The organism is Halopseudomonas laoshanensis (assembly GCF_008365385.1).
In the GTDB taxonomy this organism is placed as follows: Bacteria; Pseudomonadota; Gammaproteobacteria; order Pseudomonadales; family Pseudomonadaceae; genus Halopseudomonas; species Halopseudomonas laoshanensis.
On the sequence record NZ_QOVF01000001.1, the window covers coordinates 591,059 to 606,382 of the forward strand.

The following is a 15,324-nucleotide window of genomic DNA, read 5'->3' on the forward strand; positions in this document are numbered from 1 at the left end:
GCTACTGGCGGATCAACCGCCAAAGTATCTGAACATCCATAACCCCATAGCCATCATCATCAGATTTTCAGTCAGCGATACAAAGCCCAGGGGGACACTGCTGCCACCGCCAACGCAGGCACATTTGAGTTCGCGGCGATCGATGTACACCGCTTTAAATACTGACGCCGCGCCTACGGTACCGATAAACAGAGCGACCGGAATCGCAAGCCACAGCAAGGCCCCGGCTACCATCAGCACGCCGGCAAACAATTCGGCGTAGGGGTAAATATAGGAGTAGGGCACTTTGCGGCGGGCGAGCAGATCGTAGTTGAGAAACATGGTGGAGAAGCTCTCAATATCCTGCAATTTGAGCAGCGCCAGAATGCACATGCTGAAGGCGATAAACAGCTCGACAGTTCGCACGCTCAGCAGCGCCCCACCGGCCATCCAGATCACCGCCAGCGCAAGCAGTGCGGCAACCCCGAATACCGCCAGGACCGGTCTGTAACTAGTCTCATCGGCGGATTTTACCTCTTTGCCAAAATGCCGACGCAGATCGTCGTAACCGCCGATTCGCTGCTCACCGATAAAGGCTTGCGGCGTAGTATCCACATCATGCTTGGCCTTGAATGCGTCGGTTTCTTCGCGGCTGGTCAGCCAGTTGTCGTCCACGCTGTAGCCTTGCCGCCTGAGCAGATCAAGCGACTTCAAACCGAATGGGCAGAGGTGCTTTTTCATGACCATGCGGTAAAGCGTGGCCTGTTTTTCCTCAGTCATAGACTACTCCTCTAAAGTTCTGGACATCTTCTTGTGGCACGACGATCGGGCTTAGGTTCCATTGGTTTCCCCAAAGGGCGAGCGCCAGCTCGAAACGCTTTACCTCATGGCGACTTGCGGCTAACGTCAGAACTACTGCCGTATTCAAAACAAGGACGCCATGAATACCACCTCCAGGTCGACTGCCATGCAGGACTTAACTAACGGAAGCGAGGCTACAGTTGCGATTCTGGTGGACTGCGACAACGTTCCACCGGAAATCCTTCCTTACGCACTGCGCGTTGCCGCCCAGTTTGGCCGAGTCGCATTGCGCCGCGGCTACGGCAATCACACCACATTGGCAAATCGCTGGCAGGAGGCCCTGGTGCGCCAGGCGTTCACGCCGCATCTGCAGTATCAGTACGCCTCGGGCAAGAACACCGCTGATATTGCCTTGGCGCTGGACGCGCTTGAAGCCATGTTTGACCAACGCGCCGATACCTTCTGCCTGGTTACCAGTGACTCCGACTTCGCCTACCTGTGCCGCAAACTGCGCGAGCGCGGCTCGCGCGTATGCATAGTCGGCGAAGCGAAAACGCCGCAGGCACTTCGTAACGCTAGCGATCAGTTTTTTGAATGGTCGCCTGATGACGCTGATCCCGACGGCACCAGCGATTCGGCAGAAAAAGCCCCGGTGAAACCGGAGTCCGCCGCCAGGCCCAAAGCCCCGAAGGTAGAGCCGAGCAAAGAGCTGGTTAAAGATCTCGCCAAGGAGGCCAACAAACCCCCGGTCAAGCAGCGACCACGTTTTGTGGTGGAAGCGGTCTCTCTGCTGGCCAGCGAATCCTCCGAAGGTAAAGTCGGCCTGGGCGCGCTCGGGCAATACCTCAAGCGCACTGATCCGGCCTTTTCCCCCAAGACCTACGGACATTCCGGGTTGCTGGACATGGTGAAGACCTATGATTTGTTGGAGTTGAAACAGGAAGCGGGAGCGGGATGGTTTGTGGTGTTGGCAGATGTGAAGGGCGGTTGAGTTACGACTTTGGTGGTTAACGACTCAATAGTCTTAACGCAAAAAATGGCCTTTATGGATTGAAACAGTTAAATTAACCAAATGGCATATGGCCACTCACAGAGGCTTAGCGGACGTCACCGAGATGCACGACGCGGACTGAGACCTGGTACGTTGTTACTCGAACCCAGGGAGTTTTATGGATTCCGAAGTAGTACAAAAAGCCGAGATAATTCTCTCAAATAAAAAGCTACTGGCAGAATTCGCCGACCTCAACAGAATGACCCCCGAGACAGCCAGGAAGCTGCTTGAGCGGCTTATTCGCGAGCCTGTTGATTCCGAGCAGGTCGAGCGTGAAAGAGAGTCGGTACTCGCATATTGCTACTCGAAGGTAGGCAAAATATTTGGGATAGCAAAACCCAAGACCTGATTGAATGCCGGCGCAGCCGGCCGTCACGCTATGTGAGCGCCAACACGTCAAAGCCGTTCCGTGGCTAAGCGAGTTGACGCCCAGACCAGCATCCTCATACCGTTTCCAGGTGCGGGGCCTCTGCAAAAGTTGCCTGCAGCTCGTCAACGAGAGTGTCGACCTGCTGCATTGCATCAGCTACCGATTCAGCCAGCAACTGCCCACCCACTTCCTGTCCTTCGATAGCGATATAGTGAAAGCGGGTGATCCCGATAAACTCCAGGGCGGTCGCCAGATTGGGTTCCAAATGATTCATGTGCGCCATCTCCCCACCCGGGTTGAAGCCCACACCACCTCTGGCAGTGAGAATGACAGCATGTCTCGGTCGGTCCGCGAGCTTGGCGACATAAGGGTCGAGTGGATTGCTTTCATCGACATCCACCGTCCGGCCCATGCGCACTACCTGATCAATCCAGGCCTTAAGCGCGGCGGGCATGCCGAAGTTATATAGCGGCGTGCCGATCACCAGAATATCAGCAGCAATCAACTCACCTGTTAATTCATCACTTTCGGCCAACACATCTGCCATCCAGGGCTCCTGTTTTTCCTCTGGCGTGAAGGCAGCTGCGATCCAGTCATGGTCGATTATGGAAGGTGGGTTTTGGCCAATGTCTCGGTAGGTAATGCTGTCTTGCGCACGGCGAGACTGCCACTGGCTGACGAAGCGGTGGCTAAGATTGCGGCTGTGTGAGCCGTGATTGTCCTTACCGGCAAAGCCGGGGCGGGCGCTGGCGTCTATGTGCAGAATATGTGGCATGGTATGCCTCCTGTTTAGAGTTGAATTCATCTGTAATTAATCGCAAGCTCAGACTAGGCCGGCCCTCTATGGGCGACAAACGATCTTTTCTTTCGGCTACAGGTGAGAGGAATTCACTCATGACTCATCGTCGGTTACCTTCTCTTTCCGCGTTGCGGGCGTTTGAAGCCGCGGCTCGGCATGAGAGCGCCAAGCAGGCGGCGTTGGAGTTATCCGTCACAGCTACCGCCATCAGTCACCAGGTTCGCGGGCTGGAAGAGTCGCTCGGCGTATCGCTGTTTGTGCGCAAACCTCGACAACTGGAATTGACGGCCCAGGGGCGGGAGCTGCAGGAAGTGCTGGAGTCTGCGTTCGACAGCATCAGCACTGCAGTTGAGCGCCTAAGCGCAGTGCCCTGTCGTCAGGCGGTCACGCTCTCCACAACCCCCGCCGTTGCGGTGCGTTGGTTGTTGTCATGGGTTTGCTTGTTACGCGAGTCGCATCCGGATATCGACTTGCGCATTCATGCGTCCCATGAGCCGGTCGCCCTGGACGGAGTAACGGCGGACCTGGCTATTCGCTATGGTGACGGTCGCTGGCCGGGCCTGGTGGCAGAAAAGCTGTTCGATAACACCTTTATCCCTACCTGCAGTCCGCATCTTGGGTTGCACGATGTAGCTCAGCTTGCCTCGCATTCGCTGATCCACTTTCGCAACGAGGATGCAGTATCGTCGCCCATCGACTGGGCGGCGTGGCAGAAGCTGGCAAAGGTGCCTGGGCTGGATGTCAGCGCCGGGTTGGTGTTTTCCGACGAGACTCACGCCATATCCGCTGCCATCGGCGGCCAGGGTGTGGCGTTGATGAGTCGTCCGTTGATTGAAGATGAGCTGAGGGAAGGGCGTCTGGTTCAGCCTTTTGGCCCGTCGTTTGAAGGTAAACCCTTCTATCTGGTGTACCCGGAAAGCCGCCGGAACGATCCGACGATTCTGGCTATTCGCGATTGGGTAATGTCGGTGCCGGGCGGGTTGTGCACGTTGTCGGCTTAAGCTGGTCATTGGCTATGGCCGAAATCCCGGCAATCTTGAAGCGCTTGCCGCCATCGCGTTTGGCCACGTACATGGCTTCATCCGCAAGTCGAACCAGCTCCAGTTCATCCTTGGCGTGCTCTGGGTAGATGGCGATACCCAGGCTCGGCGCACTGATGACCGTTTTGTCGTTCAGGATGTACGAATTGCTTAGCGTGTCGAGAATTTTTTCGGCCACCAGGATGGCGTCTTCGCGCTTACCGATGTTGTCCAGCAAGACGGCGAACTCGTCGCCGCCCAACCGGCCAATGGTGTCGGACTCACGCACACACTGTTTGAGGCGTTGGGCAACTTCCTGCAGCAGATGATCCCCGGTGGTGTGGCCGAAGGTATCGTTGATCTGTTTGAAGTTATCCATATCGATATACAGCACTGCCAGCCGTAAGTCGTCACGTTGGGCTCTTTGCAGCGAGTTTTGCAGGCGGTCCAGAAACAGCGCCCGGTTGGGCAGCTCAGTCAGGTGATCGTAGCGTGCCAGAAACTCCAGGCGCGAGTGGGTGCGTTTGCGCTCTATCGCGGTGGCCACCTGGTTTGAGACGAATTGCAGCAGCTCCTTGTCATGTTCGTTGTAACGTACCGAGCCGGAATAGCTTTGCAGCACTAACGCGCCGATGGTTTCGGTACCCAATATCAGCGGCACGCCCAGCCAATCCAGGGAATGCTTGCCAGCGACCCTGCCGATTTTTTTCAGCATCTGCTCGGCCGTTTCAGGCGTCAGCAACATGGCCTCGCCTGAGCGAACAACTTCGGCACTCAGGGTGCCGGAGTCTAGCGACTGAGGCAGCGGTGGAGCGTCAAATTGGTCCACGTAGTAGGGGAAGCTCAGCTCGTCAGCCGCAGCGTCGTATAAGGCGACAAAGAAATTCTCGGCCGGCAGCAACTGACCTATCACCTCATGCACCCGCTCATACAACGCTTGCAAATCACCGGCCGAATGAGCTGCTTCCGATATGGTATACATCGCTGCCTGCATCGCTTCGGCACGCTTACGCGCGGTTATATCCCGTGCCACGCCGACTCGCACCTGCTCTGCCTCAAGCCATTGCGCAGACCACATGATATGCACGATATGCCCGTCCTTATGGAAGTAACGGTTCTCATGATCATGGGAGGGTTCGCCGGAATTGATCCGCTCGACCAGCGCGCGGCTGGCATCGCGATCAGCCGGGTGCATCATTTCATAGGCCGTGCGGCCAATCATTTCATCCGGCCGAAAGCCGAAAACACGCTCACTGGCCGCGCTCACCGAAAGAAAGCGACCCTCAACATCCACTACGCAGACTACGTCCAGCAGTAGATCGAGTAATTTGTCGTGAGGTAGGTGCGGGTTTGAAGTCATGGCGGCAACTATACTGGCACATTGGTTAAATTCGCTAGCGCGAGAATGTTTCAGTCGTTTATCGAGAGGGGGCGAAAATGTTGCCCGTGCTAGGCTGGTCGTGCCCTCCAGCTACGTTGAGGGTAGAGTGATCCAGACCAATTCGCTCTTGCTCAGGCTGGTATCTGACTGGCAGCAGAAACGCGGACACCCCAAACGTGTTAAGGTGCCGCTCCTGGCATATGAGTTATCAAGCATTTTTCTCTTGCTTGACCAGTTCGAGCGCTTTCTTCCGGCGTATTCTCGAGATCTCGCGTTCCATCTCGGCGGCCTGCCCGCCACCGGCCGTCTGTTTCATCAAACAGATGCTGCCTTCATCACATAGCACCTTCGGTTAAATCCCATTGTGTGCGTCTTACTGCGGAGCCTGATGGCCAGCCCTTTGTCGGCTGAGCTGTGCGCTTTTGCGTTTTTTTTATCGTCGCCCGGGCCGCTCTCGCCTGGCGCACGATGCATCGCCTGTAAACAGGAGTCTTTATGACCTTAAGAATCGCCATTCTCGGCGCCGGCCCAAGCGGCCTGGCCCAACTACGTGCTTTCGAAGCAGCCCGCCGCAACGGTGCAGACATCCCCGAGATCGTCTGTTATGAAAAGCAAAGCGATTGGGGCGGCCTGTGGAACTACACCTGGCGCACTGGGCTGGACGCCTACGGCGAGCCGGTCCACGGCAGCATGTATCGCTACCTGTGGTCAAACGGCCCGAAGGAATGCCTCGAGTTCGCTGATTACAGTTTCGAAGAGCATTTCGGCCGGCCCATCCCGTCCTATCCGCCGCGCGCCGTGCTGCGTGATTACATCATGGGGCGTGTGGCCAAGAGCAATGTACGCCAGTACATTCGCTTCAATACCGCCGTGCACTGGGTAGATCAGGACGAAGCGACAGGCAAGTTCGCGGTCACCGTACGTGACCTCAAGCAGGACGAGCTGAGCACCGAGGAATTCGATCATGTGATCGTCGCCACCGGACACTTCTCCACGCCCAACGCACCTTACTTTGAAGGGTTGGAACAGTTCCCCGGCCGCGTACTGCATGCGCATGATTTCCGCGATGCGGTGGAATTCCAGGGCAAGGATCTGCTGCTGATCGGTAGCAGCTATTCTGCAGAAGACATCGGTACCCAGTGCCACAAGTACGGAGCCAAATCGGTCACCTTCAGCTATCGCTCACAGCCCATGGGCTTTGATTGGCCGGAATCCTTCGCCGAAGTGCCGCTGCTGACCGAGGTGATCGGCAAGACCGCCCACTTCAAGGACGGCACCAGCAAGGACGTCGACGCGATCATTCTGTGCACCGGCTATCAGCATCACTTCCCGTTCCTGCCCAACGAGCTGACCCTGACCACGCACAACCGGCTGTACCCTGAAGGCCTGTACAAGGGCATCGTTTCCCTGGCGAGCCCACAGCTGATGTTCCTCGGCATGCAGGATCAGTACTACACCTTCAACATGTTTGATGCCCAGGCCTGGTATGCCCGCGACCTGATGCTCGGTCGTATCAAGCTACCAGCCGCCGCGGCGATGGAAGCCGACTGCAGCGAATGGGTAGCCCGCGAAGAGCAGGTTGCCAATCCGTTCGAGGCGATCGACTTTCAGGCAGCCTACATTCTCGATCTGCTTGAGCCTACAGACTACCCAGCGTTTGACGTGACCGGCGTTGCCGAGATTTTCAAGCAGTGGGAGCACCATAAGGAAGCGGACATCCTTGGTTACCGTAACAAGAGCTATCGCTCGACACTGACCGGTACCCTGGCGCCCGTGCATCACACGCCCTGGATGGATGCCATGGACGATTCGCTGGAAGCCTTCCTCGACGAAGAGCAAACCCAGCCAACCAAGGAAAGCGCATGAGTCAGGCAAGCCTGAGCCAGGCGCGCTCGCGCTTCACCTCCAGCAGTATTCGCTGGGGCTTTATGTGGGCGCTATGGTGTGCTGTGCTCTGGGGCGCCTGGTACGTACCGGGCTCTGCCGTCTGGTTCGAAGCACCCTATATCGACCTGAGCTATGACACCAATGCCGAGTTTCTGCTCGCCGCGGCGGTGCTGACCACCTTTAACGCGATTGCCGTGCTGTTCTTCCTGTTTGTCTGGAACGGGGTATTGGGCAAGTGGGGTGAGTATCTGCGCACCATCCGGCAGATGCGTTACATCTCCAAGTGGTTCTTCATTGGCGCCATTTTTGGCGGCCCAATGGCGATCTTCGGCTCGTATCTGGCGATGGGGTATATCGGTGGAGCCTTCGCGGCCATTTCCGCACTGATGTACCCGATCATCGGTGCCACGCTGGCCAGGCTCTGGTATCAGGAAAAGATCACCCGGCGTGCCGCGCTCGGTATCTTCATCATCCTGGCTGGCGGCGTGACCGTCTATGCGCCTGGCATTATTGGTGAGCTGACCGGTACCGGTGATGCCGGCTGGCTGGGCTACCTTGGTGGTGCCATGGCCGCGTTGGGTTGGGGTATTGAAGGCGCCATCGCTGGGCGCGGGCTGGATGTGGCTGACCCGGATGTGGGCATAACCGTGCGCTTTACGGCGGAAGTTCTCTACTGGGTGGTACTGATTCTGCCGGCGATCTACCTGTTCACCGATCAACCGGTGGTGGATCTGGTCATCGCGACCTTCAACTGGGCAGCTATCGGCTGGCTGACGCTGGCGGGCGTGACTTTCGCCTTCTGCTACGTCTCCTGGTACAAATCCTTTCCGTTGATCGGGGTAGGGCGTGGGCAAGCGATTGCAGCCCTGTATGGCTTGTTCGCAGTGATCTTCCTTGCCGCCTTCACCCTCGATTTGCCCGAGTGGAATTTCCTGGCGGGTCTGGTGCTGTTCGTGACCGGTGGCTTCGTTATGTACACCGAGAACGACGAGGTGCTCGAAGTAGTACGCGCCGTGTCCACCGACAGCAAAACGACTACCGCCCACGCGGCCAACTCGTGATCACAGGAGCAACGCATGACTAAATTGCATATGAAAGGCCGCATCCTACAACTGATCAATGCCGAGCAGGATGTCGGCATTTGGGATTGGCAGATCACTGATGCGGTGATGGGTGAGTACGGTTTGAGCGGAGCTTATTGGCGCGGTAACACCCGAGTCACTCTGACGGACCTGTTCTCCAGCGGCATTTTCGAAAGCGTGGAAGAGAAACTCGATGACCAGGCCTATTTCGGCGCTGGCCGCGTGTTATTCAAATTTCGGCTAAACGACTTTGGCCGGCAACGCATGGATGATACCGCGCTGGTCTAACCGCAGCCGTTACCCACTACAACCAAGGAGCTACCATGTCTGATTTCTGGGGTTTTCCGGGGGCGGATATGCTCGCCGTCGGTGTGATCATCGTGCTTAGTGGCCTGGCGCTGTACCAGGCCCGCACCTTCGTCACCAAGCTGTAAGCGTTAAACGCCCCGCCAGGGGCACGGCCAGGAACGGGTTTTGCCTTTTACCAGTCAAAGCCTGAACCTGAGCCATTAACGTTAATCAAGGTGAAGCATGGCAAAGCACGTATCCGCAGCGGATATCGGCCTGGACCTGAGCCAGGGTGACGACCAAGCGCTATTCAAATGGTTTATCGCCAGCTTTCTGTTCGGCAAACGCATTCAGCAAAATATTGCCGTACAAACCTACCGCGTGATCATCGAACAACATCAGCGCGACACCCCGCGCAAGCTCGGCAATTGCTCCCATCGCGAGTTGGTCCGAATGCTCGGCGAGGGCGGTTACGCCCGCTATGACGAGTCGACCGCCACGCGCTTGCTCAAGCTCTGCACCAAGCTGAACGATGAGTATCAGGGCAAAGTCAGCGTCATCCACCAACTCAGTGACAATCGGGCGGATCTGGAGAAACGCCTGAACGCATTTGAAGGCGTGGGCCCGAAAACGGTTGAAATCTTTATGCGTGAAGCTGGACCTGTTTGGTACTGAGGGCCGATCAATACTGTCGTTTGGCCGCACGGCACATAGCTACTCCGACCACCAGCACATGACTTCCCGCTCAAAAGCCGGATAATGGCGGCCAATTCGTTTCGCTCGTCATTCTGGTGCCCCCCATGGAAATCAAGGTCAACTTTCTCGACAACCTTCGACTTGAAGCCAAGTTCGATGACTTCACGGTGGTGGCTGATCAACCCATCCGTTACAAGGGTGATGGTTCCGCGCCAGGGCCTTTCGACTACTTTCTCGCATCATCGGCGCTGTGTGCGGCGTATTTCGTAAAGCTCTACTGCGACACGCGTGGCATCTCCACCGACAACATCCGCCTGTCGCAGAACAACATTGTAGATCCGGAAAACCGTTACAAGCAGACCTTCAAGATCCAGGTCGAGCTGCCGGCCGACATCTCCGCCAAGGATCGTCAGGGCATCCTGCGTTCGATTGACCGCTGCACAGTAAAGAAAGCGGTGCAAACCGGTCCCGATTTCATTATTGAAGAGGTGGAGAATCTGGACGCCGACGCCCAGGCGTTACTGATGCCCATGGCAGCGGGCGAGGGTACTCGCGTGTTGGGCAAGGATCTGCCGCTGGAGCAGACCATCGCAAATATGTCCGGCATCCTGGCCGGCCTGGGCATGAAGATCGAGATCGCCTCCTGGCGCAATATCGTGCCCAACGTCTGGTCGCTGCATATCCGTGATGCGCAGTCACCGATGTGTTTCACCAACGGCAAGGGCGCGACCAAAGAGGCGGCGTTGGCCTCGGCGCTGGGCGAGTTTATCGAGCGGCTGAACTGCAACTTCTTCTACAACGACCAGTTCTGGGGCGAAGAGATCGCCAATGCGGCCTTTGTGCATTACCCGAACGAGCGCTGGTTCAAGCCGGGCCGCCGGGGCGCGCTGCCAGCGGGCCTGCTCGACGACTACTGCCTTGAGATCTACAACCCCGACGGCGAGTTGCGCGGCACGCACCTGATCGACACCAACTCCGGCAATAGCGACCGCGGTATCTGCGCGCTGCCCTATGTGCGCCAGTCAGACGGTGAAGTGGTGTATTTCCCCTCCAACCTGATCGAGAACCTGTTCCTCAGCAACGGCATGAGCGCCGGCAATACTCTGGCTGAGGCCCAAGTGCAGTGCCTGTCGGAAATCTTCGAGCGCGCGGTCAAGCGCGAGATTCTCGAAGGTGAGCTATGCCTGCCGGACGTGCCCCAGGCCGTACTGGAAAAATACCCCGGCATCCTCGCCGGTATTCGGGGGCTGGAAGAGCAAGGCTTTCCGGTGCTGGTCAAGGATGCCTCACTGGGCGGCGAATTCCCGGTAATGTGCGTTACGCTGATGAACCCACGCACCGGCGGCGTGTTCGCCTCCTTCGGCGCACACCCGAGCTTTGAGGTCGCGCTTGAACGCAGCCTGACGGAACTGTTGCAGGGCCGCAGCTTCGAGGGCCTGAACGATTTGCCCCAGCCGACCTTTGAAAGCCAGGCCGTTACCGAGCCGAACAACTTCGTGGAGCACTTTATCGACTCCAGCGGCGTGGTCTCCTGGCGCTTTTTCAGCGCCAAGGCTGATTACGAATTCGTCGAGTGGGATTTTTCCGCCGAGGGGGAGCACGCCAATGTCGAGGAGGCCGCCACCCTGTTTAGCATCCTCGAAGAGCTGGGCAAGGAAGTCTACATGGCCGTCTACGACGACCTGGGCGCCACCGCCTGCCGCATCCTGGTGCCGGGCTACTCCGAGGTGTACCCGGTCGACGACCTGATTTGGGACAACACCAACAAGGCGCTGCTGTTCCGCTCCGATATCCTCAACCTGCACAGCCTCGACGACGCCAGCCTGCAAGCGCTGATCGAGCGTCTGGACGAAAGCGAGCTGGACGATTACACCGATATCAAAACGCTGATTGGCATCGAATTTGACGACAACACCGCCTGGGGACAATTGACTATCCTCGAGCTCAAGCTGCTGATCCATCTCGCCCTGCAGCAGTTTGAAGAAGCCAAGGAGCTGGTCGAAGCCTTCCTGCAGTTCAATGACAACAGCGTCGAGCGCGGGCTGTTCTATCAGGCGCTGAATGTGGTGCTGGAAGTGGAACTGGACGATGAGCTGGATCTGAATGATTACGAGCCCAACTTCCGCCGCATGTTCGGGAACGAGCGGATGAACGCTGTTATCGGTTCAATGGACGGCAGCGTACGCTTCCATGGCCTGACGCCGACCAGCACGAAGCTGGAAGGGCTCGACCGGCATCAGCGTTTGATTGAGAGCTACAAGAAGCTGCATATGGCGCGGGCTAAAGCGGCGGGCTGATGCTAGCGCCGGCCGGGACGAGTGGCCATTTTGCCTATACTGTTCGATAGGTCAGCAGGCAGAGCCGAGATACCCATGCGAAAACTGGAATGGTTTGTAGCCGGTTGTGCCTTGGCGCTCGCTATAGGCCAGGCACCCATGGCCGCGGCGACAGATCGCAGCATTTCTCTGCCCGCCGAGGTGCCACCTGTCACGACTGGCGACTGGTATCAGCCGCCTGTCGGGGTAAGCTGGCAGTGGCAATTGCTGGTGGATGATGATCGCCCGCTGAACATCGCCCATGAGGCGGATATCTACAATATCGACCTGTTCAATACGCCCGTATCCACTATCCGCTCGCTACAGGCGGCAGGGCGCAGGGTCATCTGCTATTTCTCTGCGGGCACCTACGAGAACTATCGTCAAGACCGCGATCAATTCACTGACACCGATCTGGGCGACGGCCTGAAAGACTGGCCCAACGAACGTTGGCTGGATATTCGTTCGGCCAATGTCCAGCGCATCATGACTGAGCGGTTGGACCTGGCGGTCGAGAAAGGTTGCGATGCGGTCGAACCGGATAACGTCCAGGGCTATCTTGAACCCACAGGCTTTGCCCTGAGCGCCGAACACCAGCTCGCCTATAATCGATTTATCGCCAATCACGCGCGCCAGCGCGGCCTAGGGGTTGGCTTGAAAAACGATCTTGAGCAGGTGGAGGCGCTGGTGGACTACTATGATTTTTCTATCAACGAGCAGTGCTTTCAATACAACGAGTGCGACCTGTTGCTGCCGTTTATCCAGGCTGGCAAGCCCGTGTTGCATGCCGAATACCCCGGGGAGGAGGGTGGCTTTTCCCGGAGTGACAACTCGGTTGAAGCGCTGTGCGATGCTGCCAACAAACTGCAGTTCAGTACCCTGGTTTTGCCGGTTGAGCTTGACGATAGCTTTCGGGTCGCCTGCCAGAACCAGTGATTGTAGTAGCCGCCTGTTACCCGCAGGCCTTCATACCGGTGCATGCTGAACGCACCTATAGAGGAGGGCGAAACATGACCGCTAAAAGATTGCTGTTACTGGCCGGTGACTTCACCGAAGACTATGAAACCATGGTGCCGTTTCAGGCCCTGACCATGCTCGGCTATCAAGTTGACACGGTATGCCCGGAGAAAAAGGCCGGAGACACCGTACGCACCGCCATTCATGACTTTGAGGGCGACCAGACCTACACCGAGAAGCCCGGCCACAACTTTGCTTTGAACTACGATTTCGATCAGGTGAAGGTCGAAGACTATGTTGGTCTGGTGATTCCTGGTGGCCGCGCCCCGGAATATTTGCGCTTGAATGATCGGATAATCGAGATTGTGCAGCAGTTCGACAAGGCGCAAAAGCCTATCGCTGCCGTATGCCATGGTGCGCAGATTCTAGCCGCAGCAGGCGTGTTAAAGGGCCGGGAATGCAGCGCCTATCCTGCCTGTGGCCCTGATGTGAAGCTAGCCGGCGGAACCTATATGGATATCCCCGTGGATCAGGCCCACACGCAAGGCAACCTGGTCACCGCGCCCGCCTGGCCGTCGCATCCGGCCTGGCTGGCCGCGTTTGTAAAACTGCTGGGCGCCCAGATAACGCTCTAGTTTGGATAATCAATCATCAGGGGGTGGCCGCATGTGTGAGCTCTACGTCAAAGCCGATCCAATTCTGTACGAATCGCGTTCCCGCTCTCTGCGCATCCGCGGCGTGGTTACCACGCTGCGGCTGGAAAATCAGTTCTGGCAGATACTCCAGGAAATTGCCGAGGTCGATGGCATGACCACCAACCAGCTGATCACCAAACTGTACGAGGAAATAATGGAATTACGCGGCGAAGTGGAGAACTTCGCCTCGTTTCTGCGCGTGAGCTGTACCCGCTATCTTGCCCAGCGCGAGGCACGTCCGGTGCCCTTGTCGGTTGTGCGGACCTCGGCGGGCTGATTATTCTTTCGGTACGTAACGCTGGACTATTTGTTCATAACTGCCATCGGCGACCAGCTGTTGTAACGCCTCTGCATAGTCACCAACAAAGTCGAGATCGTTTGATTCCTTGCTGAACGCCACTTCTGCTGGCTCATGGGACACAACAACGTTAGTCGCTTTGATGCGCCTGCCCAAACCCAACTGACGAATCTCATAGGCGCCGGTATGTTCGTTGGCGATGACGCCGTCAATTCGCCCTCTGTCCAGCATGCGCCAAAGGTTTTCGCGTTTGGCAAGGATCGTTACCCGTGCGGCAAATTCGGGGTCGTTCATGACCTCCTGAAAGTCAGATCCGTAATACACCCTGATCTGAGCACCCAGACGAAACTCCGTATCTCGCAGGTCGAGAAGCCGGGTTACTGGCCATTTGGCAAGTGCTTCCTCATTCATGAACAGGATGTTGTGCGAGGCGGGTAATACGGCGCCGGAGAAGTGCGCGTATTTTGCGCGCTCTGGCCGGCGAAAGGCCCCGGGCAGAATATCCAGCCGGCCCAGCTCCAGTTCCCTTAGCGCTCTGGCCCATGGCAATTTGCGCAGGGTGACGGTGCAGTCCAGGTGCCCGAGCACCGCGCGGTTGAGCTCCACATCAATACCGGAGATGTCTCCATTAGGCAGTTGCATGCTGAACGGTGGGTCATCATCCCAGCGCAGGGTTTTTTCGCAATGGGCTGCCGCCAGATTGGACCAGCAAGCCAGGACCACAAGAACGAGCGTCGAGCAACTGCGTGATAACGCAGAACGGCCAATCAAGATCTTCATCCGTGCAGACCTCGTTGTGGTTTCAAGGAGCATAGCAGACCGGCGATCTCCGGTATTCTTCCCTCGCCCTGGCCCTCGCCCCTGCAGATCAAGGTGTCAGAGGCACCTGGCGTTTATGCTCTGTCGCATCATAGCGCTCGATGATCTTGCGCGCCGCCTCGTCGTTCACCGCTTCACCAACCAGAAAAGCATCAATCTGCTCGTAAGTCAGCCCATAGGCATCTTCATCCGGTCTGCCGGGCTTCAGCTCTTCAAGGTCGGCGGTGGGCACTTTACCGACTAGGGTCGCTGGCGCACCCAGCTCCGCAGCAATGCGCCGTACCTGGTTCTTGGTCAGCCCGGTCAATGGGGCGAGGTCACAGGCGCCGTCACCAAACTTGGTGAAAAAGCCCATCACCGCTTCGGCGGCATGGTCGGTACCCACCACCAGGCCATTGACGAAGTTGGCCAACGCATATTGCGTGACCATACGAGTACGCGCCTTGACGTTGCCCTTAACAAAATCGCGCTTGCCAGCGTCAGCCTGTTCATCGGCAAAGTTCTCCATCAACGCGTCGACGGCACTTTGAATGTCGACGGTGCGCACCTGATCCGGCTTGATGAAATCCAGCGCTGACTGCGCGTCGTGTTCATCATGCTGTACGTCATAGGGCAGGCGCATGGCATAGAAGGTAGCGTCGTAACCGCCCTGGCGAAGCGATTCGACGGCAATTTGGCAAAGCTTGCCACAGGTCGTCGAGTCCACACCGCCACTGATCCCGAGTACCAGCGCTTTGGTCCCGGAGCGGCGAACCGTATCCTTGATAAAGTCGATACGTCGTTCAAGCTCCATCTTGAGTTCAACGTCGTGCTCAAGCTTGGGATTTACCTGCAAGGCGCTGCGAATTTCAGCGCCACGGCTTGACGCAGTGTTCATGCTTATCTCC

The 15,324-nt window shown here is 57.3% G+C and carries 17 protein-coding genes; 12 read left to right on the forward strand and 5 right to left on the reverse strand.

From position 1 onward, the window contains the following. Nucleotides 1-12 precede the first annotated feature (12 nt). On the reverse strand, nt 13-759 hold the full coding sequence (locus DT594_RS02730) for a glutaredoxin family protein (RefSeq protein WP_149331257.1): 747 nt from the start codon (nt 757-759) through the stop codon (nt 13-15). Nucleotides 760-946: 187 nt separating this feature from the next. Between DT594_RS02730 and DT594_RS02735 the strand changes: the two genes are divergently transcribed. Beyond that, entirely contained in the window at nt 947-1,771 is an 825-nt protein-coding gene (locus DT594_RS02735; RefSeq protein WP_149331258.1) for an NYN domain-containing protein, read from the forward strand. Between the two features lie 178 nt (nt 1,772-1,949). After that, nucleotides 1,950-2,180 carry a hypothetical protein gene (locus DT594_RS02740; RefSeq protein ID WP_149331259.1) on the forward strand — a complete coding sequence of 77 codons (231 nt, stop codon included), beginning with the start codon at nt 1,950-1,952 and terminating at the stop codon, nt 2,178-2,180. Nucleotides 2,181-2,274: 94 nt separating this feature from the next. Here the strand turns inward: DT594_RS02740 and DT594_RS02745 are convergent, their stop codons facing one another. After that, a complete protein-coding gene (locus tag DT594_RS02745) occupies nt 2,275-2,976 on the reverse strand; it encodes an FMN-dependent NADH-azoreductase (RefSeq protein WP_149331260.1) in 702 nt (233 codons plus the stop codon). Between the two features lie 119 nt (nt 2,977-3,095). Here DT594_RS02745 and DT594_RS02750 point away from each other — a divergent pair, with 119 nt between their 5' ends. After that, nucleotides 3,096-4,001, forward strand: a complete 906-nt coding sequence (locus tag DT594_RS02750; RefSeq protein ID WP_149331261.1) for a LysR substrate-binding domain-containing protein — start codon at nt 3,096-3,098, stop codon at nt 3,999-4,001. Here DT594_RS02750 and DT594_RS02755 read toward each other — a convergent pair. Beyond that, nucleotides 3,946-5,379, reverse strand: a complete 1,434-nt coding sequence (locus tag DT594_RS02755) for a sensor domain-containing protein (protein WP_149331262.1) — start codon at nt 5,377-5,379, stop codon at nt 3,946-3,948. The genes DT594_RS02750 and DT594_RS02755 overlap by 56 nt on opposite strands. A gap of 127 nt (nt 5,380-5,506) precedes the next feature. Between DT594_RS02755 and DT594_RS02760 the strand changes: the two genes are divergently transcribed. From DT594_RS02760 to DT594_RS02800, 9 genes are all read left to right on the forward strand, one after another. Beyond that, a complete protein-coding gene (locus DT594_RS02760; protein ID WP_149331263.1) occupies nt 5,507-5,743 on the forward strand; it encodes a hypothetical protein in 237 nt (78 codons plus the stop codon). Nucleotides 5,744-5,895: 152 nt separating this feature from the next. Next, nucleotides 5,896-7,266: a flavin-containing monooxygenase gene (locus DT594_RS02765; RefSeq protein WP_149331264.1), complete on the forward strand. Its 1,371-nt coding sequence runs from the start codon at nt 5,896-5,898 to the stop codon at nt 7,264-7,266. Then, complete coding sequence (locus DT594_RS02770; protein WP_149331265.1) at nt 7,263-8,348, forward strand: DMT family transporter; 1,086 nt, start codon at nt 7,263-7,265, stop codon at nt 8,346-8,348. The genes DT594_RS02765 and DT594_RS02770 overlap by 4 nt, the downstream gene beginning before the upstream one ends. 15 nt (nt 8,349-8,363) lie before the next feature. Further along, the gene (locus tag DT594_RS02775) at nt 8,364-8,657 is read left to right on the forward strand and encodes a hypothetical protein (RefSeq protein WP_149331266.1); all 294 of its coding nucleotides are present in this window, start codon (nt 8,364-8,366) and stop codon (nt 8,655-8,657) included. A gap of 243 nt (nt 8,658-8,900) precedes the next feature. After that, nucleotides 8,901-9,332, forward strand: a complete 432-nt coding sequence (locus DT594_RS02780; RefSeq protein ID WP_149331267.1) for a DNA methylase — start codon at nt 8,901-8,903, stop codon at nt 9,330-9,332. A 125-nt stretch (nt 9,333-9,457) separates the two neighbouring features. After that, nucleotides 9,458-11,650, forward strand: coding sequence for an OsmC domain/YcaO domain-containing protein (locus DT594_RS02785; RefSeq protein WP_149331268.1), 2,193 nt, complete (start codon nt 9,458-9,460; stop codon nt 11,648-11,650). A 75-nt stretch (nt 11,651-11,725) separates the two neighbouring features. Then, nucleotides 11,726-12,604, forward strand: a complete 879-nt coding sequence (locus DT594_RS02790) for an endo alpha-1,4 polygalactosaminidase (protein ID WP_246164536.1) — start codon at nt 11,726-11,728, stop codon at nt 12,602-12,604. A 74-nt stretch (nt 12,605-12,678) separates the two neighbouring features. Continuing rightward, on the forward strand, nt 12,679-13,260 hold the full coding sequence (locus DT594_RS02795; protein ID WP_149331269.1) for a DJ-1/PfpI family protein: 582 nt from the start codon (nt 12,679-12,681) through the stop codon (nt 13,258-13,260). 31 nt (nt 13,261-13,291) lie between these two features. Further along, nucleotides 13,292-13,597, forward strand: a complete 306-nt coding sequence (locus DT594_RS02800) for a ribbon-helix-helix domain-containing protein (RefSeq protein WP_149331270.1) — start codon at nt 13,292-13,294, stop codon at nt 13,595-13,597. On the opposite strand, the gene DT594_RS02805 is transcribed toward DT594_RS02800, so the two are convergent. Both DT594_RS02805 and nadE read right to left on the reverse strand, forming a co-directional pair. Next, complete coding sequence (locus DT594_RS02805; RefSeq protein WP_149331271.1) at nt 13,598-14,398, reverse strand: substrate-binding periplasmic protein; 801 nt, start codon at nt 14,396-14,398, stop codon at nt 13,598-13,600. Between the two features lie 88 nt (nt 14,399-14,486). Next, nucleotides 14,487-15,314 carry an ammonia-dependent NAD(+) synthetase gene (nadE, locus tag DT594_RS02810; RefSeq protein ID WP_149331272.1) on the reverse strand — a complete coding sequence of 276 codons (828 nt, stop codon included), beginning with the start codon at nt 15,312-15,314 and terminating at the stop codon, nt 14,487-14,489. Nucleotides 15,315-15,324: the final 10 nt, after the last annotated feature.

Excerpts from the sequence above, each read along its gene's own strand:
- DT594_RS02730 (WP_149331257.1), bottom strand. The coding sequence starts at position 759 with ATGACTGAGGAAAAACAGGCCACGCTTTACCGCATGGTCATGAAAAAG.
- DT594_RS02735 (WP_149331258.1), top strand. The coding sequence starts at position 947 with ATGCAGGACTTAACTAACGGAAGCGAGGCTACAGTTGCGATTCTGGTG.
- DT594_RS02740 (WP_149331259.1), top strand. The coding sequence starts at position 1,950 with ATGGATTCCGAAGTAGTACAAAAAGCCGAGATAATTCTCTCAAATAAA.
- DT594_RS02745 (WP_149331260.1), bottom strand. The coding sequence starts at position 2,976 with ATGCCACATATTCTGCACATAGACGCCAGCGCCCGCCCCGGCTTTGCC.
- DT594_RS02750 (WP_149331261.1), top strand. The coding sequence starts at position 3,096 with ATGACTCATCGTCGGTTACCTTCTCTTTCCGCGTTGCGGGCGTTTGAA.
- DT594_RS02755 (WP_149331262.1), bottom strand. The coding sequence starts at position 5,379 with ATGACTTCAAACCCGCACCTACCTCACGACAAATTACTCGATCTACTG.
- DT594_RS02765 (WP_149331264.1), top strand. The coding sequence starts at position 5,896 with ATGACCTTAAGAATCGCCATTCTCGGCGCCGGCCCAAGCGGCCTGGCC.
- DT594_RS02770 (WP_149331265.1), top strand. The coding sequence starts at position 7,263 with ATGAGTCAGGCAAGCCTGAGCCAGGCGCGCTCGCGCTTCACCTCCAGC.
- DT594_RS02775 (WP_149331266.1), top strand. The coding sequence starts at position 8,364 with ATGACTAAATTGCATATGAAAGGCCGCATCCTACAACTGATCAATGCC.
- DT594_RS02780 (WP_149331267.1), top strand. The coding sequence starts at position 8,901 with ATGGCAAAGCACGTATCCGCAGCGGATATCGGCCTGGACCTGAGCCAG.
- DT594_RS02785 (WP_149331268.1), top strand. The coding sequence starts at position 9,458 with ATGGAAATCAAGGTCAACTTTCTCGACAACCTTCGACTTGAAGCCAAG.
- DT594_RS02790 (WP_246164536.1), top strand. The coding sequence starts at position 11,726 with ATGCGAAAACTGGAATGGTTTGTAGCCGGTTGTGCCTTGGCGCTCGCT.
- DT594_RS02795 (WP_149331269.1), top strand. The coding sequence starts at position 12,679 with ATGACCGCTAAAAGATTGCTGTTACTGGCCGGTGACTTCACCGAAGAC.
- DT594_RS02800 (WP_149331270.1), top strand. The coding sequence starts at position 13,292 with ATGTGTGAGCTCTACGTCAAAGCCGATCCAATTCTGTACGAATCGCGT.
- DT594_RS02805 (WP_149331271.1), bottom strand. The coding sequence starts at position 14,398 with ATGAAGATCTTGATTGGCCGTTCTGCGTTATCACGCAGTTGCTCGACG.
- nadE (WP_149331272.1), bottom strand. The coding sequence starts at position 15,314 with ATGAACACTGCGTCAAGCCGTGGCGCTGAAATTCGCAGCGCCTTGCAG.